Here is a 21,746-nt window from a genome sequence, read left to right on the forward strand (position 1 = left end):
CCGGCCTTGAACCGGGGTTTACCGCAGGTGGCTCAGAACTCCACCCCGGCCTGGGCGGCAATGCCGGCCTTGAAAGCGTGCTTCACCACGCCCATCTCGGTTACTGTGTCGGCGGCTTCGATCAGGGCCTCGGGGGCGCCTCGGCCGGTAACGATGACGTGCTGCATCTCGGGGCGGCTGTTGATGTCGGTGATGACCTCGGCCACATCCAGGTAGCCGTACTTGAGCACGATGTTGAGCTCGTCGAGCACCACCAGGCCGATCTCCGGGTCGTCCAGGAAGCGCCGCGCCTGCTCCCACCCGGCTTTGGCGCTGGCCATGTCGGCGCTGCGGTCCTGGGTGTCCCAGGTGAAGCCGTCACCCATGACGTGCCAGCTCACCTCGGGCTGGCGGCGGAAGAAGGCTTCCTCGCCGGTGTCGGAGCGGCCCTTCACGAACTGCACCACGCCCACTTTCATGCCGTGGCCGAGGGCCCGGGCAAGCACGCCGAAGGCAGCACTGGATTTGCCCTTGCCGTTGCCGGTGTTCACCAGCAGCAGGCCACGGGTGTCCGTGGCGGCGGCGATGGCGGCATCCACCACGGCCTTCTTGCGTTCCATGCGTGCTTTGTGGCGGGCGTTGCGTTCGCTATCGATATCGGTGGGCTGTGTCATTGGGGGCTCCGGGGAGGTCAATCAATGGGTGGACATTGGGCGCGATGGTTCAGGCCGGGACAAAGAGGGTGTGGGGTCCGTCGGTGATGGCCCGCAGGGGGTGGCCGTAGGCGGCGGACAGCGTGTCGGTGGTGAGCACTTCGGCCGCGCGGCCGAACACGTGGCCGCCCTGGCTGTCGAGCAGCAGCACGTGGCTGGCGTAGCGGGCAGTGAGGTTGATGTCGTGGAGCACCATGGCGACCCCTGCACCACCCGCGGCGAGGCTGCGGAAGTGGTCGAGCACGCTGATCTCGTGATGCAGGTCGAGGTGCGACAGAGGTTCGTCGAGGAGGTACAGGCGGGGTTGTTGCACCAGTAGCGCGGCGATGGCCAGGCGCTGACGTTCGCCCCCCGACAGGGTGGGTACCTGTCGCTCGGCAAAGCCGTCCAGGCCCATCTGCGCCAGAGCGCGGAGGGCGATGGCTTCGTCATCCGGACTTTCCCAGTCCCAGCGGCCCAGATAGGGGTGCCGGCCTACGAGGGCGGTCTCGAGCACTGTGGCGCTGAAGAAATCGGGCTGGCTCTGGGCCAGCAGGCCGCGCAGGCAGGCTTCATGGCCTCGCGGCCAGGCGGCGTAGGGTTGACCGGACAGCAGTACCGCACCGCGGGTGGCATCGCGCAAGCCGGCCAGAGTGTGCAGCAGGGTGGTCTTGCCGGCGCCGTTGCGGCCGAGGATCACCAGGGTGTCGCCGGCCTGCAGGCTGAAGTTCAGATCGCGGCACACATCCCGCCGCCCCACTTGCACGGCAAGGCCTTCGGCGGCCAGCACGGGGGGGCGGGCGTCCATTTTCACCGGGGGTGGCGGGCCAGCAGGAAGAGGAACACCGGCACGCCGATGAGGGCAGTGAGCACACCCACCGGCAGCTGGATGGGGGCCACTACGGTGCGGGCGGCGGTGTCGGCGGCACACAGAAGCACTCCACCGGCCAGGGTGGCGGCGGGCAGCAGCAGGCGCTGGTCGTTGCCGATGGCCAGGCGCACGAGGTGGGGCACGATCAGGCCGATGAAGCCCACCGAGCCGACTGTGGTGACGGCGACTGCGGTGAGCAGCGAGCCCAGGCCATAGACCAGGCCCCGTAGGCGTCCTACACGTACGCCCAAGGCCCGTGCGGTGACCTCACCGCGGGCCAGCAGGTTGAGCTCCCGGGCAAAGGGCAGGGCGGCGGTGAGACCGATGGCCAGCAGGCCGAGAGCCGGCCATGGCCGGGTGGCGCCGCTGGCGTCGCCCATCAGCCAGAACAGCATGCCCTTGACCCGGCCCTCGGGGGCAAGGCTGAGCATCAGGGCTACGGCGGCACCACAGCCGGCGGCGACGATGACGCCGGTGAGAAGGAGACGGGTCTGGGTCCAGGAACCGTCGCCGTGGGCCAGGCCGAAGACCAGCAGGGTGGCGCCGAGGGCGCCGATGAAGGCGCCGGCGTCGATCCAGCCGGCAGTGGCGCCGGCCAGGATCGCGCCCAGGGCGCCCACCGCAGCACCGCCGGAGATGCCCAGCACGTAAGGGTCGGCCAAAGGGTTGCGCAGCAACACCTGCATCAGCGCTCCGGCCAGAGCCAGCAGGCCGCCGCAGGCAAAGGCTGCCACGGCTCGGGGCAGACGCAGGCTGCGGATGATGTCTGACTCCATGCTGCCTCCGGCTCCGGAGAGGGCCGTCAGCAGATCGTCGAAGGAGACCGGCAGGGCGCCGGCAGAGAGGGACCAGGTGAAGGTGGCGAGTGCCGCCAGCACCAGGCCGGCCAGCACGGCAGCAGCGCGGCGGCGCACCGACGGCAGGCCGGTGTTGCGCATTGCAGCCTGCCCGTGGGCCATGGTCCCTCTGCTCATGTCTTACTTCGGAGCGTAGCGTACGCCGAAGAACACGTTGGCGCCGGGGGTGTTGTAGCCGTAGGCGGTCTCGTACTGCTTGTCGAGCAGGTTGTTCGCCCGCCCTTCGACTGCCCACTCGTGGGTCAGGGCGTACTTGGCGTAGGCATTGAGCACACCGTAGCCGCCCATGGGCCGGATCTCGCCCGCCCGGTCGTAGCGGTCGCCGGAGCCGCGCCATTCCATGCCCACCGTCAGAGCCTGGATGCGGCGGCTGATGGCCAGGTTGGCGAACTTGTTGGCGCGGCGTTGCAGGCGCTTGTCGGTGTCGGTGTCCTTCGGATCAAGGAAGTCCACGCTGGCGCTCAGATCAAAGCCGGCCAGTTGCCCACCGTAACCCAGGGTGATGCCCTCAAGCTTGGCGTTGGCCACGTTGCGGGGGATGAAGTTCTGGTCGTTGGCAATCAGGTTGCTGATGCGGTTGCGGTAGTAGGTGGCGCTCAGGTTGTGGCTGCCCTTTTCCCACAGCAGGCCGATTTCCTTGTTGTAAGCATTCTCGGGCTTCAGCTCGGGGTTGCCGAAGCCCGGGTAGTACAGCTCGTTGAAGGTCGGCGCCCGGAAGGCCGAGCCGATGCTGCCCTGGACGCGCAGGGTTGGCAGGATCTGGTAGCCGTAGCCGGCGTAGCCGGTGGTCTTGCCGCCGTACTGGGAGTTGTCGTCATGGCGGGCGTTGAGCTGCAGGCGGTGGGCGTCGATGCTCGCCGTCCAGCCGAGCAGGAAGGAATTGACCGAGCGGCTGACATCGAAGGTGCCTTCGTTGGTGGCCTTTTGGTGCAGGTTTTCGTAGGCGGCCAGCAGGCTGCCCACCGGCAGGCGCACGTCGTGCTGCCACATGAACTGGTTCTGGGTGGTCTTGATGGTGGCGCCGTTGGGAGCGTAGGAGGCGAAGTTCTCGTAATCGTCGATGGACTGGCCGAAGCGTACGGTGCTGGTCCAGATGTCGGTCAGGCGGTTGCGGCTGTAGAGGTTCCAGGCGCTTTGGGCGGCGTTGTTGTAGTTGTTGTAGGTCCGGCCCGAGTCGTACATGGAGCGGCTTTCGGCATACAGCACCGAGCCGCCCAGTTCGTGGCCGGCGGCGGGACGCCAGGCGAAGTTGCCCGAGAAGTTGCCGTTGCGGTACAGGTCATTGTCGGGGTTGTAGGTGGTCAGCTTGCGGTTCTGGGCGCTGAAGCTGTCGGTCTGGGAATAGCCGCCCCGGACCGAGTAGGACAGCTGTTCGGTGCCGCCGGCCACCCCGGCCGAGACTTCGCGGGTGCCGTAGCTGCCGGCGCCCACAAAGGCATTGACCTTCGGTTCGCCGCTGCCCTTCTTGGTGATCACCTGGATCACACCGCCGATGGCGTCGGCACCATAGAGCGCAGACGCAGGGCCACGGACGATTTCGATGCGTTCGATCTGGGACAGCGGAATGTCCTGCCAGGCGGCCGTGCCGAGGGTGGCGGAGCCCAGGCGCATGCCGTCCACCAGGAACAGGGTGTGCTTGGAATTGGTGCCGCGGATGGAAATGTCGGTGGCCTTGCCCGGGCCGCCATTGGAACTCATCTGGATGCCGGGCTGGCGGGCCAGCAGTTCGGGCAGCGAGAAGCTCGGGCCGGCGCGCTCGATGACCTCCCGGTCGATCACGGTAATGTCGGCAATGGCTTCGTCGGCGCGCTGGGCCTGGCGGGTGGCGGTGACGGTGACGGTGGGCTGCTCGTTGTCGGCGGCGAGTGCGGCAACAGGAAAGGCGGAGGCGACCGCGATGGCGGTTGCGGAAAGGCGGATGATCATCTGATGGTTTCTCCCTTGCCCGGCCGCGTCCCCGCCGCCGGGTGGATTGCGCTTGGCTGTGCCGAGGGAGGGGGACAGAGAAGGGCCGGAAGATCCATGACCGCGCTCGTCGCCACCACCCCGTGGCACTGCCGCTTCATGTGATCAAGGCCGGTATCCGGGCTCACAAGCTGAGCCGGCGGGCAGAAAGATGCCGAACCGGACGCGGTGTATCGCCTTCCCAGGCCCTTGGCCCAGTGGCGGTGTGATACACCTTGCGCTTGCTTACCGTTGCGGGGGCAGCACAGGCATGGCGGCTTCGGCGAGAAGCGCGCGCACCTGTTTCCCGTTTAACTCCTGGTCTGGAAGACCTGTGGAGCACCTGGAACACGTTTGCCCGGTAAAGCCCATGCTGCACCGGACAGCCTGCGATAATACCACCGAAATCAGATACTTCCCGAATTTGGTTGACGTGCACGGAATGTTTGGAAACCCACTATGCCCTGTGAATTGATCCTCGGTGGTGCCCGTTCGGGCAAGAGCCGCCATGCCGAACAACGCGCCGCTGCCAGTGGCCTTCCGGTGCGTGTGATCGTCACCGCGGAAGCGCTGGATGAAGAGATGAGCGCCCGTATCGCCCGCCACCAGGCCGACCGGCCGGTTGGCTGGGGGGTGGTCGAAGCGCCCCGCGGCCTGGCCGTGGCGCTGGCGGCCGAAGCCGCCGAGGGGCGCTGCGTGGTGGTCGACTGCCTGACCCTGTGGCTTGCCAACCTGCTCGACGGTGCCGAGGCTCTACCGCCCGGCGGCGGGGGGGAGCTGCTGCCGGCCCTGGCTCGGGAGCGGGCAGCCCTGCTGGCCTTGATTCCCCAACTGCCGGGCGAGGTCATATTCGTGGCCAACGAGGTGGGTTTCGGCCTGGTGCCGGAGACTGCCCTCGGGCGCCTATTCCGGGACGAGGCGGGCCGCCTCAACCAGGCTGTGGCGGCCCTGTGTGAGCGGGTCACCCTGGTGGCAGCGGGTCTGCCGCTGGTTCTGAAGGCGGGCCGGTGAGAGCCTGTTTTTAATGCTAAGTAGCTAATTTTATTGGCATTGTTGGCATTTTTCGGGAATTGCCGCACATCTCGAAAGTGTGTTGGATCACAGCGGATTTGCCCCTCGAAGTGCAACATCGGCTCCTATTACAAAATGTAACAGAGGGAGGAGTCGTCACCATGGATACCCAGCATCTTGCCAGCGGTATTGGTCAGCCTTGCCGCCTGGCCCTGCCTTCCCCGCCCGGGGGGGCCACCTGGTACGTGGATGCGTCTGCGGCCCCGCTACAGGTGACGCTTGAGCAGACACTCGGTGAACCGGATGCCCGGCGGCCCCGCAGCCAGGTTTTTCTGCTCGTTGGTGCCGCACCCGGTGATTACGAGTTGCGTTTCGTGCTCAAGCGCGCCTGGGAAAGCCAGGTCCGCAACAGCCGGCGCGTGCTTTTCCAGGTGCGCGGCAGCGGTCGCCGCGGCCTCAGTAGCTGAGCGTCAGGGCCGTACCGGAGGCGGTCATGCCGGTACGTGGGACGGTGTGGTGCTTGAAATAAACGTCGTGCCGTCCTAGCATCCGCGGCCTTGACCCCGCCTGCAGATGCGCTCCATGACCTTCGCCATTGTCCGTCCCGACCGCGGTCTCGCGGCCGAACTCCAGCAGCGCATCGACACCAAGACCAAGCCCCTCGGCGCCCTCGGGCGGCTCGAGACGCTGGCTCTCCAGATCGGCTTGATCCAGCAAAGCCTCGCCCCCCGGCTCAGCAAGCCGCACATGCTGGTCTTTGCCGGTGATCACGGCGCCGCGCGGGCCGGTGTGTCCGCCTATCCCCAGGACGTGACCTGGCAGATGGTCGAGAACTTTCTGGCCGGTGGTGCCGCCATCAACGTGTTTGCCCGTCAGGTCGGCATGGATCTATCGGTGGTGGATGCCGGAGTCGCCCGGGATTTTGGGGGCCGTCCAGGCATGATCGACGCGAAGGTGGCGCCGGGCACCGCCAATTACCTGGAAATGCCGGCCATGGATGGCGCCCAGCGCGACATCGCCATCGCCCGCGGTCGGGCCTTGGCCCGGGAGCTGGCGGGGCAGGGCTGCAATGTGATCGGTTTTGGCGAGATGGGCATCGGCAACACGGCTTCAGCTTCCCTGCTGACCCACTGCCTGACCTGCGCCGGCCTCGACACCGTGATCGGCCGTGGTACCGGGCTGGACGATGCCGGCCTGGCCCGCAAACGCCAGCTGCTGGCCCGCGCCGTGGCCCGCGGTGGGCGGACAGGTGACCCTCTGGAGGCTCTGGCCCAGTACGGCGGCTTCGAGATCGCGATGATGGCCGGCGCCATGCTTGGTGCGGCGGAGGCGGGGATGCTGCTGCTGATCGATGGTTTCATCGTCACCAGCGCCTTGCTGGTGGCCCATGCCCTGTGTCCGGCGATCCTCGATTACAGTGTGTTTGCCCACCGTTCCCAGGAGCCCGGCCACACCGTGCAGCTGACCCATTTCAACATCGAGCCCCTGGTCCAGCTCGATCTGCGCCTCGGCGAAGGCACGGGCGCCGCCCTGGTGTACCCCCTGGTGCAGGCGGCGGTTAACTTTCTCAACGAGATGGCCAGCTTCGAGTCTGCCGGCGTCAGCGGCCAGCAGTGAGCCCGATGATCCCGGGGCGGCTTCGCATTGACTGACATGCTCCGCGCCCAGCTCGAACTGTTCTTCATCGCCCTCGGCTTCTTCACCCGGCTGCCGGTGCCCGGCTGGGTCGAGTTTTCTCCGGAGAAGCTCGGCCAGGCGGCGCGCTTTCTGCCCTGGATCGGCTGGATCGTCGGCCTGATCGGAGCGGGCGTATATGGCCTGGCGGTTCAGGTACTGCCGGTGGACGTGGCCGTTGTCCTGGCCATGGCGGCAAGCATCCGCGCCACCGGTGCTTTCCATGAGGACGGCTGGGCTGACACCTGCGATGGCCTCGGCGGCGGCTGGAGCCGGGAGCAGATCCTGAAGATCATGAAGGACTCGCGGATCGGTAGCTACGGCGCCATCGGCCTTGTCCTGATGCTCCTCGCCAAATACCTGGCGCTGGCTGATCTGGCTGCCGAACAGGATTACCCCCTGATCGTGGCTCTGCTCGTCGCCCACCCCCTGTCGCGTCTCGCTGCAGTGAGCCTGATGGTGGTGCTGGACTACGCCCGCGCCGATGACAGCGCCAAGTCGGCGCCGGTGGCCCGTCGCCCCACGCTGGCCGAACTGGGCGTCGCCACCCTCGGCGGGGTGTTGCCCCTGCTGCTGCTCAATGCCGCGGAGGCCTTGAGCGTGTTGGGGCTGACCGCCCTGGCCAGCGTACTGGCCATACGCACCTTTGCCCGCCGGCTGGGCGGCTACACCGGCGACTGTCTCGGCGCCACCCAGCAGGTCGCCGAGCTCTTCATCTACCTGGCCTTGCTTGCCACATGGAGCTTTACCTGATCCGTCATCCCCGGCCTGATGTGGCGCCGGGGACGTGTTATGGGCAGACCGATCTTGGGCTGGCCGAATCGCCGCTGGTGGTGGCAGAGCGCCTGCGCCCGCTGCTGCCCGCCGACTACGCCCTGTACACCAGCCCCCTGCGCCGCGCCCGCCTGCTGGCCGAAGCCCTGGGCAGCCCGCGGGTGGATCCGCGCCTGCAGGAAATCCACTTCGGCGAGTGGGAGGGGCGCAGTTTCGAGGACATCGGCAAGGCAGCCCTGGATGCCTGGTCGGCGGCGCCCCTCGACTTCGCCCCGCCCGGCGGTGAATCACCGCGCCAGATGGCGGCTCGCGTCCTCGAATTCCTGGCCAGTTTGCGCCACGCCAACCCGGATGCTGCCGTGGTGGTCGCCCATGGCGGCCCCCTGCGTGCCCTGGCCGGGCAACTCCTCGGCCTGCCGGCGGAGCATTGGCTGGGTCTGGATTTCGCCTGTGGCGAAGCCACCCGCCTGGATCTGCATGCTTGGGGCACGGTGCTGCGCTGGTTCAACCGCTGAGTAGCGAATGGCTACTGGCCAGCGGGGCCAAGGCGGCAGAAAACATCAAATACACATAAATTTGTAGCGTAAAGTTACATTTGTGGCATTTATATTGTTTGCATGGTTTTGCGATCGATTCCGATCGGATACTTGAGTCTGTGGGGCGACACCCTGTAGTGCGTACGTGGATACGTACATTGACTGCGCGCGTTGGCGCGCCAGACTCAAAGGCATTCACACCATGGCAAACAGACGAAGCGTACTCAAGGCTGGCGCCGCCGGACTCCTGAGCTCCCTGGTACCCACCTGGGGCTACGGTCAGACGGTCCCCTCGGTCCTCGGTGCCCTGCGCGCCAAGCAGTTCTCCGACCTGCTGCCCAATCCACTCGATCCGGCCAACCTGTTCGCGCCCGATGCACCGGGAGGCACCAGCTATACCCTGGTCATCCGCGAATTCTCCGCAGCGCTGGGGTTGGTGGATGCCACCGGCAAGGGGCTCTACACCACCCTGTGGGGCTACGGCACGCCCATGCAGGCGCCGTCCTACCCGGGGCGCAGCTTCAACCTGCGCCGGGGGGTGGCCGTTTCGGTGCGCTACCAGAACGCCCTGATGAACGCCCAGGGCCCCTTTCCCCATCGCCTGCCGGTGGACACCACCCTGGGCTGGGCCAACCCGGGCAACCTGGGCGGGCGGGCGCCGGTGCCCCTGGTGGCCCACCGCCACGGTGGCGACCAGCTCACCGGCAGTGACGGCCTGCCCGAAGCCTGGGCCACGCCGGATGTGAACCGCGACGGCATGCCTGACTACCGCGGCCGCCTGTTCAGCGCCACCTACACCTTCGATAACGGCCAGGAGGCTGGCCACCTCTGGTATCACGATCATGCCCTCGGCGTGACCCGCCTCAACGTGTATATGGGGCTGGCCGGCAACTACTTCATCCGCGACGCCAATGAGGACTACCTGGTCCAGGCCGGGCAGCTGCCCGCCTACCCCCATGAAGTGCCCCTGTGCATCCAGGACCGCCAGTTCGCCATCAGCGGCGCCCTGCGCTACCCGGCCAGCGACCCCGAAAACCCCCAGGCACCCCAGCCCACCCATCTGCCGGAGTTCTTCGGCGACGTCATCGTGGTCAATGGCATTCCCTGGCCGCGCCTCGACTGCGAGCCGCGCCTGTACCGCCTGCGTCTGCTCAATGGTTCCGATTCCCGGGTGGTCCGCCTGAGCTTCAGTTTCGAGAATTTCCCCCAGAACCGCATGGGCTTCTGGCAGATCGGCACCGAACTCGGCCTGATGAACAGCCCGGTACAGCTCAACTCCCTGACCCTGGCCCCCGGTGAGCGGGCCGACGTGGTGGTGGATTTCTCAAAGGTGGTGTCCTGGTGGCATGGTCGGGTGATCCTGCGCAACGATGCCAATACTCCCTTTCCCGATGGAGAACCGGTACTGGCCGGCAGCACTGACCGGGTGATGGCCTTCAGCGTCAGCAAGCCCCTCGGCTTCTTCGGCCAGGGTAGCGCCGCGCTGACCAGCGCCAGTCTGCCCACCAACCTGCGCCCTGTGCACGGCCCGCTGACGGTGCCGTCGACAGTGGGGGCCACGGTGCGCAAGCTGATGCTGTTCGAGGGCAATGACGCCTACGGCCGCCTGCAGACCATGCTCGGTACGGTCAATCCGGCCCCGGGAAATCCGGTCGGCCCTGGTTTTGGCACCTTCCTGTTCTCCGATCCGGTCACCGAAAACATCAAACTTGGGGCCACCGAGATCTGGGAGATCCACAACACCACCGTGGATGCTCATCCAATCCACTTGCACCTGGTGGATTTCCGGGTGCTCGACCGCCAAGGCTTCACCGGTGTTGTCCAGCCCAAGCCCATGGGCCCGGGTGGTGTGGCGGCGGGGGGTTATCTCACCCGTGTCGCCCTGGTCGGCGTGAAGACCCCGGCACTGCCCAGCGAACAGGGCCGCAAGGACACCGTGCTGGCCTATCCCGGCCAGGTCACGCGCATCATCGCCACCTTCAACCGGCCTGGCGAGTACGTGTGGCACTGCCACATCCTGTCCCACGAAGACCACGAGATGATGCGGCGCTTCATCGTCGCTTGAGCACGACAGGGCGGGGGAGGGTGCCCTTGCCTTCCGTGCACGTCATATACTCCGCGCTTCTCCCTTCCGCTCTCTGCGCCCATGGACTCCTTTTGCGCCGACGACGGCGAACGCATCCACCTGAAGATCTCCGGCAGCGGCACACCGCTGGTGCTGCTCCACGGCTGGACATCCACCCACCGGGACTGGACCCCTTTCCTGGAGGACTTCGAGGCCCGTCACCAGGTGCTGCGCTGGGATGCCCGTGGCCATGGCGGCCACCCGCTGCGCACTGCCGGTGTGCCCACGGTGGAGCGCATGGCCCGGGATCTGCAGAACTTGCTCGATCACCATGGCCTGGAGAAGGCCGTGGTGGTGGGGCATTCCATGGGCGCGCTGACGCTCTGGCAATACTTGCGCGATTTCGGCAGTGGTCGCCTGTCCCGGGTGGTGATCATCGACCAGTCGCCCAAACTGCTCACCGATGACGACTGGAAAAGCGGCATCTACGGGGACTTCGATCACCGCCGCAATGCCCGGTTCATCGCCGAGCTGGAGGGCGATTTCGCCGAGGCGGTGCTGCGCCTGGCAGCCTTTGGCCACAATGCACGGGCCCGGGCCAAGTATCTGGAGAACGGTTCCGGCATCGAAACCGCCCGCCAGCGTTTGCGTGCCCTCGATCCGCGGCCGCTGATCGACTGCTGGGCCAGCCTGAGTGCGGCCGACTACCGCGAGGTGCTGAAGAACATCTCTATCCCGGCCCTGCTGGTGTACGGAGGGGCCAGCAATTTCTACTCCACCGGTACCGCGGAGTATGTGCGCGACAGCATCCCCAATGCCCTGCTGCACATCTACGACGGGGTGGACCACGCCCCTCACCTGTGGGAGCGGGGGCGTTTCATCCGCGACGTGCTCGACTTCGTGGCCCCGGGCTGAGCCCGGCTCCGCCTAGGGCACGATCCATTCGCCGTCGACACTCAGGCGGCCATCCGTTTCAACGCGCATCAGGTAGGCTCCCTTGGAGCCGAAGCGCTGCCCCGGCCCCAGGGTGAAGCGCGGGAAGGCGCTGGCGGTGGCACCGGCGTAGGAATCCTCCACCAGTTCCAGCAGGTAGTCCCGGGAGTAGCGCTCACCCAGGGTGTACAAGGCCAGGGCGGTGATCTCACAGGCTGTGTGAGTGTTGCCCTGGGTGCGCTCCGTGTCCCGCGCCAGGCTCAAGCCCTGGGCGCTCATCCAGCTGCCGAGGTTGAAGACCATCCGGCTGAGGCGAGCCTCCGGGGCGTCAAAAGGGTAGATCACGTGCAGCACCGATCGCCACGGGGGCGGAATACTCCGGGCATCCGCAACCCGCTCCAGCCCGGCCAGAGTGCCCGACACGAAGACCCGGGCCGTAGGGGGCGCTGCCTCCAGCCGGCCCGGCAGGCGCGCCAGGTCGGCGGCACCCAGCCACAGCATCAGCACGTCACCGGCCTCCATGGCGGGCAGCAGTTTTCGCCAGGCGGTTTCATCAAGGGGGCCATGGAAGGTCTGGTCGAGCACCGTCACGGGCTGGTCGATCAGGGCCGTGCGCAGGGCAGAGGCACCCGCGCGGCCCGCGTCGGCGGGGTCGAAGACCTGGATGATGCGCTTCGGCACTGGCGCCTGTTCGAGCAGGTGGCGGGCCAGCACGGCCCCTTCCAGGGCCAGGCCCGGCCACAGATAGACCGACGCGCGGGGGGCCGGGCCGGGCAGATCGGTGTTGGGGAACAGGCAGGGAACCCCTTCGGCCTCGCAGAATTCATGGACAGGCGCCCATTCACGGCCGATGCCCGATACCAGGGCGAAGGCCGGCTGCCGGTGCATCCGCGCTTCGAGTTGGGCGCGCCAGCCCTGGGGTGGGCCGGACAGCGTCCATTCCTCCAGCACCCAGGTGCGCCGACCGCTGCCGGGCGGTGGGCTGCGCCCGGCGATGCAGTGTTGCAGGACCTCACGCATGGCGTCCCGCTGGCGGGGGTCGGCGTCCGGGGTGATGACTGTGGCCAGGTGCAGTGCGGTACTGCCCACGCCCGGCACCGGGCCCTTGCCGAGTTCCTCCAGCCAGGCCTGGAGGGCTGCCAGCTCCCGTTCGTTGAGGGTGTAGCGGGGCATCAGCGGATCAAGAGGGACGTCGCCCGCGCCCATGCCCTCCCGCAGGGCCCGGGCCAGGCGGGGAGCGTCGTAGGCCGGACGGGTGCGGAAGCCGTGATCGAGCAGGGCCACGCCAGCGGCTCGCCGGGGGGCATGGCCGGCCGGAGCCCGGCCTGGGGCGAACAGGACGGCACCAGTAACCGGCGGCACCACCACCACGCCTTCGATGGTTCCCATGCCGCTGCGGCGGTGGCACTGGGCGCAGGCCAGGTCGCGCCCGCGCAACACCTCGCCGCCGGGGCGCCGGCCCTCCAGCGGGCTGCCGTCGGCGCGCAGGCCGTCCAGATACAGGCGCTGCCCTTCGGCCCGTAGTGCCTCATCGGCGTGGCCGGGGAGGGCGAGCAGCAGCAGGCTGAGGGCGAGAAGGCGATGCATCAGGGGCGCGGCGGCAGCATCGGGCGCAGCTCGCGCAGGAGGTCGCCGGCCTGGGCCAGACCGTCCAGGCGCACCCAGGGTTGGCCGGGGCCGCGCCGCAGGAAGCTGACCGGGGTGTGGCCCATCTTGTCCGGGCGGTAGCTGTTGAAAGCCTTTTGCACTGTTGTGCTGGCGGCGGCGCTGCCGGTGAGAAAGAGCCAGGGCTCGGCGGCACCGAACTGGCGTGCGTAGTCCTTCAGGCGTTGGGGGGTGTCCTGCTCCGGGTCGATGGACACGGAGACCAGGCGCACTCGTGGGCGATCGGCACCCAGGCTTTCCTGCACCTCGGCAAAGATCCGTGTCATTGGCGGGCAGATGGCCGTGCAGCTGGTGTAGATGAAGTTCAGCAGTACCGGGCGGCCATCGTCGAGGGTGTCGGCAAACATCACGGCGGCCCCGTCCTGGCTGCGTAGCTTGACCTGCGGCAGGGCGAGGGTGATTTCACTGCGGCTGACGGCCGAGGCAGCGTGGTGATGGTGGTGGGCGTGCTCGTCGCCGCCCCGGGCCATGGCAGGGGCCAGGCCCATGAGCAGGAGGCTGGCAAGCAGGGCAGGCGGGGGGCGGAAGGCGGGGAGGCGTGAAGGCATGATCAGGGTCTAAATTGAAAATGGGCCAGGTCGGGGACACGACCTGTGTGCCGCTGTATGGCCGGCATCGCATGCCCGTGGGCATGACGGGCAAGTACACCATGTCCTGCCCCCTGCATTAATTGTGAAAATCGTTAAATTCGTTAATCATGGCAAAACGATGAAGAGGCGACCCCGCCCGATGTTACGGTAGGCGCTGTTGGACGACATTGGGATGAGAGGCTCTTGATGAACGGATTCGATTTCAGGCGCCTGCCGCGCATCCTCCTGACCCTGGGCGTGATTGCCGTGGCCGGCTTGTGGATTGCCGAGGAAGCGGGCTTGCTGGAGATCGCGCCGCCAGCGGGAGCCCACTCGGCCGACCTGCCGCTGGCGACACCTCTGCCGACGCGGATCGTGCTCCAGGGGGTGATCGCCGGTGACCGCAACACCCCGGGTGTAGCCATCCTGGCCGAGGCGGGCCGGCGTCCGGTACTGGTGCCCGAAGGCGCGGCCTTCAACGATGATCTGCGGGTCGAGCGGGTGATGCCTGACCGTGTGGTGCTGAGCCAGCGCAGCTCGGGGGCGCCGATCGTGCTTCCCCTCAGCCTGATGCCGGCTGATGTTTCGGCCAACCCGGGCATGGAGCCGGGGCGGAGCAGTGACTCCCTGTGGCGGGACGAGATTCCGCCGCCGCCCGTGGGGCGGGCGCCATCCACGGCGGTGGAGGCCCTTCCGGCGGAACGCATGCCGCCGCCAGTGGATGCTTCGGGGCCGCCCCCGGGTAGCGGCCTGACCGGTCCGGCGCTCCCTGGGCCCAGCACCGGCCGCTGATTTCCGCTGCGACAGCGGCCGGCCCTCCGGCTGTCCGCCTGCCCTGGGGAGGTGCCTGGCCACCCTTGCGTCTGTAGTGCTTGCACCGCACAATTGGCCGTCATTCTCCGGCGCCAAGCCATGCCTGCACCCGACGCGCACCTGATCCTGCCTGCCGATCTGATCGCCTGCCACGAGTGCGATCTGCTGCAGACCGAGCCGCAGCTCGCCCCCGGCGAGACGGCTCGTTGCGTGCGCTGCGGGGCCTTCCTGGCGCGTAATCCGCCGGACAGTCTCGACCGCAGTCTGGCGCTGACCCTGGCGGCGGCGATTCTCTACCTGATTGCCAACATCCACCCCCTGGTGGGCCTCGAAATGCAGGGGCGGCGCGTCGAGGTGACGCTCTTCGAGGCAGTGCAGATTCTATGGAAGAGCGGCGTCGAGCCCGTGGCGGCCCTGGTGTTCATCACCGCCCTGCTGTTTCCGGTGCTTGAGTTGCTGATGTTCCTGCTGGTGCTGCTGCCTTTGCGCCTGGGTCGGGTGTCGCCGCGGCTGGCCACCTTCTTCCGCCTGGTCCGCTCGGTGCAGCCGTGGGGCATGATGGAAGTCTTCCTGCTCGGCATGCTGGTGTCCCTGGTCAAGCTGTCGCACCTGGCCACAGTGGTGCTGGGCACGGCCTTCTGGGCCACGGCGGCCCTGATCGTGGTGCTCACCCTGGCCGCCCGCGCCTTCGACACCCGCCTGCTGTGGCAGGCACCGCTGCCCGGGCCGGCCCGGTGAGCGGCGCGCACCTGACGGCCCGGGAGGCCGGCCTGATGAGCTGCCACGTATGCGGTCAGCTCGCCGCGCAGCCGGAAGGCCGGGCCCACGGCTTGCGCTGCCCGCGCTGCGGGGCGCCGATGCACATGCGCAAGCCCGCCAGTCTGTCCACCACCTGGGCTCTGATCGCGGCGGCCGTACTGCTCTACATCCCGGCCAACCTGCTGCCCATGATGGTCACGGCGTCCCTGCTCGGCAGTCAGCAGGACACCATCATGAGCGGCGTGGTCTTCCTGTGGCAATCGGGTTCGTGGCCGCTGGCGGCGGTGGTGTTCTTTGCCAGCGTGATGGTGCCCCTCCTCAAGATCCTGGCGCTGATCTACCTCGTCATCTCGGTCCAGCGCCGCTCCCGGCATAACCTGATCCAGCGCACGCGTCTGTACCGGCTGGTGGAGTTTGTCGGGCGCTGGTCCATGCTCGACATCTACGTGATCACCATCCTGGTGGCGCTGGTGCAGTTCCAGGGGCTCGCCACCATCCAGGCCGGCCCGGCTGCCGTGGCTTTCGGCGCGGTTGTGGTGTTGACCATGTTTGCCGCCATGAGCTTCGACCCGCGTCTCATCTGGGACCCCCTCACCGACCCCGCTTCTCCCCGGCTCCCCCATGACTGACCCCACTCCTTCCGCCCTTCCCGTTGCCGCGGTGGATCGTCCGCGGCGCTTCCGCATTCCGTTGGTGTGGATCATTCCGCTGGTGGCGGCCCTGATCGGCGTTTTCCTGGCCGTGCGCACCTACTACGAGCAGGGGCCCACCGTGACCATCACCTTCAGCACCGGGGTCGGCCTGGAGCCCGGCAAGACCCGCATCAAATACAAGGACGTGGACGTCGGTCAGTTGAGCGCCGTGACCCTGGCCGCCGATGGCAGCCACGTTGTCGCCACCGCAAAGCTGGCCCGCGAGGCGGCGCGCCTGCTGGTGGATGACACCCGCTTCTGGGTGGTCAGCGCGCGGGTTTCGGGCAGCTCCGTGTCCGGGCTGGATACCTTGCTGTCGGGTGCCTACATCGGCATGGATGTGGGCAAATCCGACGAGGCACGGCGGGAGTTCAAGGGGCTCGACGAGGCACCGGTGATCAGCATCGACGTGCCCGGCCGCTACTTCTCCCTCGAAGCCCCTACGCTGGGTTCGCTGGACGTGGGCACGCCGGTGTACTACCGGCGCATTCCGGTTGGACAGATCACCGGTTTCCGGCTCGACGCGACGGGTAAGCATGTGGATTTGCGCATCTTCATCAAGGCGCCTTACGACCGCTTCGTCACCACCGATACTCGCTTCTGGAACGCCAGCGGCGTGGACGTCAAGCTCGGGGCCGACGGAGTACAGGTCAATACCGAATCCCTCACATCCATTGTGGCTGGCGGCCTGTCCTTCCTGACTCCGGAAACCAGCGAGGCCGCGCTGGCACCGCAGGAGCACGTCTTTCACCTCTTCGACACCCGCGAGCGGGCCCTCAAGCAGCCCTATACCTTGATCCAGCATTACCTGCTGCGCTTCACCGAGAGCGTGCGCGGTCTGTCGGTGGGGGCGCCGGTGGAGTTTCGCGGCATCCAACTGGGCGAAGTCAGCGCCATCCACGCGGACATCCACAAGGGGGCCACCGACATGGGCCTGCTGGTCGAGGTCGCCATCTACCCCGGGCGCATGCAGGCTCGCCCCGACTCCGGCCAGCAGACCTTCTTCGGCAAGGACTACCGGGACAAGGATTTCCGTGACTTCATCGACCGGCTGGTGAACAGCGGGCTGCGGGCCCAGCTACGCAATGGCAACCTGGTCACCGGTCAGCTCTATGTGGCCCTCGATTTCTTCCCGGGGGCCAAGCCGGGCAAGGCGGACTGGAATGCCAAGCCACCGCGCCTGCCGACCCAGCGCGGCAGCCTGGATGAACTGCAAACGACCCTGCTGCGCATCGTCGACAAGCTTGACCGGCTGCCCCTCGATGAGATTGGTCAGGATACCCGCAAGGCCATCGTTGGCCTGGGGCGCACCATCGACGAGGCGGAAGCCCTGGTCAAGCGCGTCGACGGCCTGGCCAATGGCGATGTGCGCGACACCGTGGTCGAGGCCCGGGCCGCCATCGCCGACACCCGCAAGCTGCTGGTCACGGACGCGCCCCTGCAACAGGATCTGCGCGCCAGCCTGCAGGAACTCACCCGGGCCGCCCAGGCCCTGCGCCATCTGGCCGACACCCTCGACCGTCATCCCGAGGCTCTGTTGCGCGGCAAACCCGAGGAAAAACCATGAAGCGGCTCTCCCTGATCCTGGTATGCAGCCTGCTGGCCGCCTGCGGCAGCACCCCGCCCGTGCGCTACTACACCCTCGGTGCGTTGGCGCCGGCCGGGTCTGGCGCCATGGGCAGCGGCCCGAGCCTGGTGGTAGGGCCGGTGGGTGTGCCAGCCAGCATCGACCGTCTGCTCATCGTGCGCCAGGTGGATGGCGCTCGGGCCGATGTGGCCGACGGCCATCGCTGGGCGGCCCCGCTGAAGACCGAGATTGCCCGCCGGGTGGCGGTGGAGCTGGCGCGGCGCAGCGGCAACGGCCGGATCGTGGCCTGGCCCCAGTCGAGCATTGCCGAACCGGATATGAGCCTGCCCATCGACGTGCTGCGCTTCGATGCGGAGGGCTTCGAGAAAGTGGGCCTGGAGGTAGTGTGGACCCTGCGCAAGAGTGGCAAGGATCTGGCCGGCGGGCGTTTCGTGGCCACCGAGAAGGTCACCGAGCCCACCTGGGAAGCCCTTGCCCTGGCCCACGGGCGCCTGGTGGATGCCCTGGCGGCGGACATCGCCAAAGCTCTGCCGGCTGGCACACGCACGCCCTGAGGGGCTGCGGCCCGGGTGCCGGGCTCAGGCCGGGGTCTTGCTTTTGCGCACCGCCGGTTTGCGCGGCGTGGCTTTGGTGCGCGCCGGTTTGATGCGTGCCAGGCGTCGGCGGATCTCGTCCGAATCCATCCACAGATCGCTGCCCTGCAGGATGTGGTTGATGTCGGTGGTGCTCAGGAAGGGTGTGCACAGCCGGGTGGTGACCTTCTCGAACCAGCTGCCCAGGGCGTGTACCTCGGCCAGCTGTTCGCTGCCCTTGCCGGCGAAGCTGCTTGAGTAGGTGTGGAACATCAGCTGGCAGTTGTCATGGACGATCAGCTCGTCACCGGTCAGGAATATGAAGGCCGCCATCGAGTAGGCCCGCGCTTCCAGTACGGTGACCACGTGGGCATCCGAGGCCAGCATGTTGTTGATGATCTGCAGCCCGGTATTGAAGTCGCCGCCGGGGGAGTTGATGTGCAGGTAGATCAGGTCGGTTTCGGCGGCGCTGCGCAGGGTGTAGAACAGCTCGGTGTAGTACTGGGGTGCCTGCAGCTCGCCGCACAGGTAGTAGGACACCTGGTGTAGCGGCACATGTCGCTCGTAGCGCACCAGCCCTCCAAACGGTTCCACCTCGTCGTCGTCTGCGTCGGCATTCCGTCCGCGGCTGTGGTCAAGCATGATGGACTCCTTCACGCGTACCCGATCCGGACAGTATGCGACCGGGCCAGCCAGCCCGGCAAGGCGCGCCGGGGGCCGCTTCGACGGGCAGCTCCAGCTTGAAGATGCGGTGCCGGTGCGCCTCGCCCCACAGGCGCCCGCCATGGGTGTCCACGATGGCCCGGCTGATCGCCAGGCCGGCATCCAGGGGGCCGGCCCCGCCTGCCGCAGGCCCATCGAAGAGGCGTGCGGCGTGCTGGGTGGTGAGTCCGAGGCCCGAATCCTCGATCTGCAGGCAGACCCGCTCGGCGCTTTCCTGGAAGGCACTCAGCAGGATCCGGCGGGGGTGACGCGGGCTGTCGGCGACGGCATCAAAGGCGTTGGCGAGCAGATGGCGCAGCACCACCTCCAGTTGCAGGCGGTCCGCCCACAGGGACACCGCCGGCAGCTCATTGACCTTCAGCCGTACGCCTTCCTGTTCGGCCTGGCTGCGGAAGGGGGCCACCGCGGCCTCCACCAGCGTCTCCAGGGGCACGGATTCGAGGCGGGTGGGTTCCGCCTGGTAGAACTCCTGCAGGCGCCGTACCGCCGCATCGGCTCGGGCGGACTCCCGCTGCAAGCACCGCACGGCCGCCAGCAACTGCTCAGAGGTGGCGCCCCGCTCGATCAGACGCTCACAGGCGCCGGCATAGGCGCGCAGGGCGGTGAGGGGTTGGTGCAGCTCGTGGGCCAGGGCGCCGGCCATCTCGCCGGCCGCGGCCAGGCGCAGGCTGTGGCGTAGTTCCGTGCCGGTACGCCGCTTCTCGTCCACCACCACGCCGACAAAAAAGCCCACCAGGGCCATGACCAAAGCCAGGATCTGCAGTTCGGCGACAGTGACTGCGCTGTAGTCGAGCAGCTGCACGGCGACGATGACCCCCAGCTGCAGGAAGGCGGCGCAGATGATGGCCCCGGCCATGCCCTGGCGCCCGGCAGCCCAGGCGATGGGCAGGAAGAGCAGGTAGAAGAGCTTGAAGCCGTTATGCCCACCCAGCCCGAAGGCCAGCCACAGGGTGGCCACGGCGAGGGCCAGATAGCCGCCGCTTTCCGGCTGGCGGATGGCATGCAGCAGTTGCCGGCGCCCTTGTTCGTTGCCCAGCCACCACAGCAGTGGCATCAGGATAGCGATGCCCACTCCATCGCCGACCCAGAAGCGCAGCAGGGCCTGCCACCAGCCGTTCGGAACCAGGAAGCCCCCGAGTCGCAAGGAAAAGACGTACAGCAGGCTTACCAGCAGGGTGCCCAAGGCCACCCCGATGAACCAGGTGACCAGGGCCCGGCGGGTATTCAGCAGACTGTCGCGAGGCAGGATGCGGGCCAGCTCCGAGCCCAGGGCCACATAGCCGGCGGCCAGGACCAGGCTGGTGCCCAGCAGTGGCCAGCGCAGGGGTTCGAAATCGTAGACCACGAAATCGGCCAGCACGACCGCCAGCACCGTCGCTGGCCAGGCTTTCCGCCCATGCCGGATCAGGAACACCAGCCCGAGGGCGGGCGCCGGATTCCACGGGGTGATGTTCAGCCCCCACAGGGGATGGATGAAGCTCACCGCATCCAGGGCCAGGTACAACCCGATGAAGGCGAGTTGCTCTGGCAGCCGGCCAAGCCAGTGGGCGGGCGAACCCTGGATATCGCTAACCATGCCGGGCGAAAGTGAGTGGGCTGCGTGGGGTGCAGGGGCGCGTCATTGGCATATTGTGACGTGAGTCACAGGCTTTCGGGAGCGTTTGTTGCGATTGGCTCGGGTTGGCACGCTCCCCGCCCCTCCACCCTTGATGCGATAATCCGCCCTTTCATCCTCCAGCGCCTGCTTTGCAGGTGCCTGCCAGCGCATGCATTTCTCCCTGCCGGACTTCTCCGCCTGCCGCGTGCTCGTGTGTGGCGACGTGATGCTCGATCGATACTGGCACGGGGCGACCGCCCGCATCTCGCCCGAGGCGCCGGTGCCGGTGGTGCAGGTGAAGAACGACGAAGTGCGCGCCGGTGGCGCGGGAAACGTGGCCCTCAATGCCGCATCCCTGGGGGCTCGGGCGAGGGTCATCGGCCTGGTGGGTGACGACGAGGCCGGCCGTCTGCTCGGCGAGAATCTGGTCGCCCGGGGGGTGGACTGCAGCTTCGAGCGCCTGGCCGACGCCCCCACCATTACCAAGCTGCGCATCATCTCCCGCCATCAGCAGCTGATCCGTCTCGACTTTGAAGAGCGCTTCGCGGCCGCCCATGCACCGCGAATGGCCGCCGCCCTGGCCGCTCACCTCGATGGCGTGGACGTGCTGGTGCTGTCGGACTACGCCAAGGGTACTCTGGCCGACGTGCCTGCCCTGATTGCCCTGGCCCGGGCCAGGGGCGTGCCGGTGGTGGTGGACCCGAAGGGCACCGATTTCTCTCGTTACCGGGGCGCGACCATCGTCAAGCCCAACCTCTCCGAGTTCGAAGCCGTGGTCGGCCCCTGCCCCGATGAGGCCACCCTGATTGCCCGCGGCGAAGCCCTGCGCGCCGAGCTCGACCTGGACGCCCTGCTGGTGACCCGCGGCGAGCAGGGGGTCACCCTGCTCCAGCGCGGCCAGCCGGCCCACCACCAGCCGACCCGGGCGAGGGAGGTCTACGACGTGACCGGTGCCGGTGACACCGTGTCGGCGGCCTTGGGCTGCGGCATTGCCGCCGGCCTCAACCTGCTCGAAGCCACTGCCCTGGCCAACCTGGCCGCGGGTGTGGTGGTGGGCAAGCTGGGCACCGCCACTGCCACCCTGGACGAACTCTACGCCGCCATGGACGCCCAGGCGCCCCTTGCCCGCGGGTGCCTGAGCGCGGAAGCCGTCATCGGTGCGGCCCAGCGGGCCCGCAGTGCCGGCGAACGCATCGCGGTGCTGCTCGGCCCCGTCGGCCAGCCCGATGTCGCGTTGCTGGCGGGCCTTGAGCAGGCCGGGCGCCAGGCCGACCGGGTGTTGCTCGTCGAGCCCGCCGACACCCCGGCCGATGCCCTGGCCCTGCTGGCCGCCCTGCGCCCCGTCGATTGGGTCGTGGCCCTTGGTGCGGCGGCCCGCGACACCCTGCTGGCCGGCCTTGGCCCCCACCTGCTGCTGCCCGCCCGCCCATGA

The 21,746-nt window shown here is 67.8% G+C and carries 21 protein-coding genes and 1 riboswitch; of the genes, 13 read left to right on the forward strand and 8 right to left on the reverse strand.

Features of this window, described 5'->3' with window-relative positions:
• Positions 1-32: 32 nt before the first annotated feature.
• Genes cobO through PHI64_RS04310 form a run of 4 tightly spaced genes read right to left on the reverse strand, consistent with a single transcriptional unit; the run spans position 33 to position 4,325 of the window.
• Positions 33-653: a cob(I)yrinic acid a,c-diamide adenosyltransferase gene (gene cobO / locus PHI64_RS04295; RefSeq protein WP_299879111.1), complete on the reverse strand. Its 621-nt coding sequence runs from the start codon at positions 651-653 to the stop codon at positions 33-35.
• Positions 654-702: 49 nt separating this feature from the next.
• On the reverse strand, positions 703-1,479 hold the full coding sequence (locus PHI64_RS04300) for an ABC transporter ATP-binding protein (RefSeq protein WP_299879114.1): 777 nt from the start codon (positions 1,477-1,479) through the stop codon (positions 703-705).
• A gap of 2 nt (positions 1,480-1,481) precedes the next feature.
• Positions 1,482-2,516: an iron ABC transporter permease gene (locus tag PHI64_RS04305; RefSeq protein WP_299879117.1), complete on the reverse strand. Its 1,035-nt coding sequence runs from the start codon at positions 2,514-2,516 to the stop codon at positions 1,482-1,484.
• 3 nt (positions 2,517-2,519) lie between these two features.
• Positions 2,520-4,325, reverse strand: a complete 1,806-nt coding sequence (locus tag PHI64_RS04310) for a TonB-dependent receptor (RefSeq protein ID WP_299879120.1) — start codon at positions 4,323-4,325, stop codon at positions 2,520-2,522.
• A gap of 130 nt (positions 4,326-4,455) precedes the next feature.
• Positions 4,456-4,705: riboswitch (cobalamin riboswitch) on the reverse strand.
• 97 nt (positions 4,706-4,802) lie between these two features.
• On the opposite strand from PHI64_RS04310, the gene cobU reads away from it, so the two are divergent.
• The 7 genes from cobU (at position 4,803) to PHI64_RS04345 (ending at position 11,318) form a co-directional block, all read left to right on the forward strand.
• Positions 4,803-5,354: a bifunctional adenosylcobinamide kinase/adenosylcobinamide-phosphate guanylyltransferase gene (cobU, locus tag PHI64_RS04315; RefSeq protein ID WP_299879123.1), complete on the forward strand. Its 552-nt coding sequence runs from the start codon at positions 4,803-4,805 to the stop codon at positions 5,352-5,354.
• A gap of 161 nt (positions 5,355-5,515) precedes the next feature.
• Complete coding sequence (locus tag PHI64_RS04320; RefSeq protein ID WP_299879126.1) at positions 5,516-5,821, forward strand: hypothetical protein; 306 nt, start codon at positions 5,516-5,518, stop codon at positions 5,819-5,821.
• Between the two features lie 115 nt (positions 5,822-5,936).
• Complete coding sequence (cobT, locus tag PHI64_RS04325) at positions 5,937-6,971, forward strand: nicotinate-nucleotide--dimethylbenzimidazole phosphoribosyltransferase (protein ID WP_299879129.1); 1,035 nt, start codon at positions 5,937-5,939, stop codon at positions 6,969-6,971.
• 36 nt (positions 6,972-7,007) lie between these two features.
• The gene (locus PHI64_RS04330; RefSeq protein ID WP_299879132.1) at positions 7,008-7,781 is read left to right on the forward strand and encodes an adenosylcobinamide-GDP ribazoletransferase; all 774 of its coding nucleotides are present in this window, start codon (positions 7,008-7,010) and stop codon (positions 7,779-7,781) included.
• Positions 7,766-8,317, forward strand: a complete 552-nt coding sequence (gene cobC, locus PHI64_RS04335) for an alpha-ribazole phosphatase family protein (protein WP_299879135.1) — start codon at positions 7,766-7,768, stop codon at positions 8,315-8,317. The genes PHI64_RS04330 and cobC overlap by 16 nt, the downstream gene beginning before the upstream one ends.
• 223 nt (positions 8,318-8,540) lie before the next feature.
• On the forward strand, positions 8,541-10,403 hold the full coding sequence (locus PHI64_RS04340; RefSeq protein WP_299879138.1) for a multicopper oxidase family protein: 1,863 nt from the start codon (positions 8,541-8,543) through the stop codon (positions 10,401-10,403).
• A gap of 81 nt (positions 10,404-10,484) precedes the next feature.
• A complete protein-coding gene (locus PHI64_RS04345) occupies positions 10,485-11,318 on the forward strand; it encodes an alpha/beta hydrolase (RefSeq protein WP_299879141.1) in 834 nt (277 codons plus the stop codon).
• Between the two features lie 12 nt (positions 11,319-11,330).
• Here the strand turns inward: PHI64_RS04345 and PHI64_RS04350 are convergent, their stop codons facing one another.
• Both PHI64_RS04350 and PHI64_RS04355 read right to left on the reverse strand, forming a co-directional pair.
• Complete coding sequence (locus tag PHI64_RS04350; protein ID WP_299879144.1) at positions 11,331-12,923, reverse strand: hypothetical protein; 1,593 nt, start codon at positions 12,921-12,923, stop codon at positions 11,331-11,333.
• Complete coding sequence (locus PHI64_RS04355; RefSeq protein WP_299879147.1) at positions 12,923-13,549, reverse strand: SCO family protein; 627 nt, start codon at positions 13,547-13,549, stop codon at positions 12,923-12,925. Before PHI64_RS04355 ends, PHI64_RS04350 begins: the two co-directional genes overlap by 1 nt.
• A gap of 228 nt (positions 13,550-13,777) precedes the next feature.
• Here PHI64_RS04355 and PHI64_RS04360 point away from each other — a divergent pair, with 228 nt between their 5' ends.
• The 5 genes from PHI64_RS04360 to PHI64_RS04380 all read left to right on the forward strand — a co-directional run bounded on the left by PHI64_RS04360 (position 13,778) and on the right by PHI64_RS04380 (position 17,976).
• Positions 13,778-14,362 carry a hypothetical protein gene (locus PHI64_RS04360; protein ID WP_299879150.1) on the forward strand — a complete coding sequence of 195 codons (585 nt, stop codon included), beginning with the start codon at positions 13,778-13,780 and terminating at the stop codon, positions 14,360-14,362.
• A 120-nt stretch (positions 14,363-14,482) separates the two neighbouring features.
• Positions 14,483-15,121 (forward strand): paraquat-inducible protein A, encoded by a 639-nt coding sequence (locus PHI64_RS04365; RefSeq protein ID WP_299879153.1) that lies wholly within the window; start codon positions 14,483-14,485, stop codon positions 15,119-15,121.
• Positions 15,088-15,771: a paraquat-inducible protein A gene (locus PHI64_RS04370; RefSeq protein ID WP_299879156.1), complete on the forward strand. Its 684-nt coding sequence runs from the start codon at positions 15,088-15,090 to the stop codon at positions 15,769-15,771. The genes PHI64_RS04365 and PHI64_RS04370 overlap by 34 nt, the downstream gene beginning before the upstream one ends.
• Positions 15,764-17,401 (forward strand): MlaD family protein, encoded by a 1,638-nt coding sequence (locus PHI64_RS04375; RefSeq protein WP_299879159.1) that lies wholly within the window; start codon positions 15,764-15,766, stop codon positions 17,399-17,401. Before PHI64_RS04370 ends, PHI64_RS04375 begins: the two co-directional genes overlap by 8 nt.
• Positions 17,398-17,976 carry a membrane integrity-associated transporter subunit PqiC gene (locus PHI64_RS04380; protein ID WP_299879162.1) on the forward strand — a complete coding sequence of 193 codons (579 nt, stop codon included), beginning with the start codon at positions 17,398-17,400 and terminating at the stop codon, positions 17,974-17,976. The genes PHI64_RS04375 and PHI64_RS04380 overlap by 4 nt, the downstream gene beginning before the upstream one ends.
• Before the next feature lie 24 nt (positions 17,977-18,000).
• Here PHI64_RS04380 and PHI64_RS04385 read toward each other — a convergent pair whose 3' ends face one another.
• On the reverse strand, positions 18,001-18,636 hold the full coding sequence (locus PHI64_RS04385) for a Clp protease ClpP (protein ID WP_299879165.1): 636 nt from the start codon (positions 18,634-18,636) through the stop codon (positions 18,001-18,003).
• Complete coding sequence (locus PHI64_RS04390; protein ID WP_299879168.1) at positions 18,629-20,293, reverse strand: ATP-binding protein; 1,665 nt, start codon at positions 20,291-20,293, stop codon at positions 18,629-18,631. The genes PHI64_RS04385 and PHI64_RS04390 overlap by 8 nt, the downstream gene beginning before the upstream one ends.
• A gap of 190 nt (positions 20,294-20,483) precedes the next feature.
• Between PHI64_RS04390 and rfaE1 the strand changes: the two genes are divergently transcribed.
• A complete protein-coding gene (rfaE1, locus tag PHI64_RS04395; RefSeq protein WP_366945131.1) occupies positions 20,484-21,746 on the forward strand; it encodes a D-glycero-beta-D-manno-heptose-7-phosphate kinase in 1,263 nt (420 codons plus the stop codon).

Origin of the sequence: Zoogloea sp., from assembly GCF_028689785.1 — a bacterium.
GTDB lineage: Bacteria > Pseudomonadota > Gammaproteobacteria > Burkholderiales > Rhodocyclaceae > Zoogloea.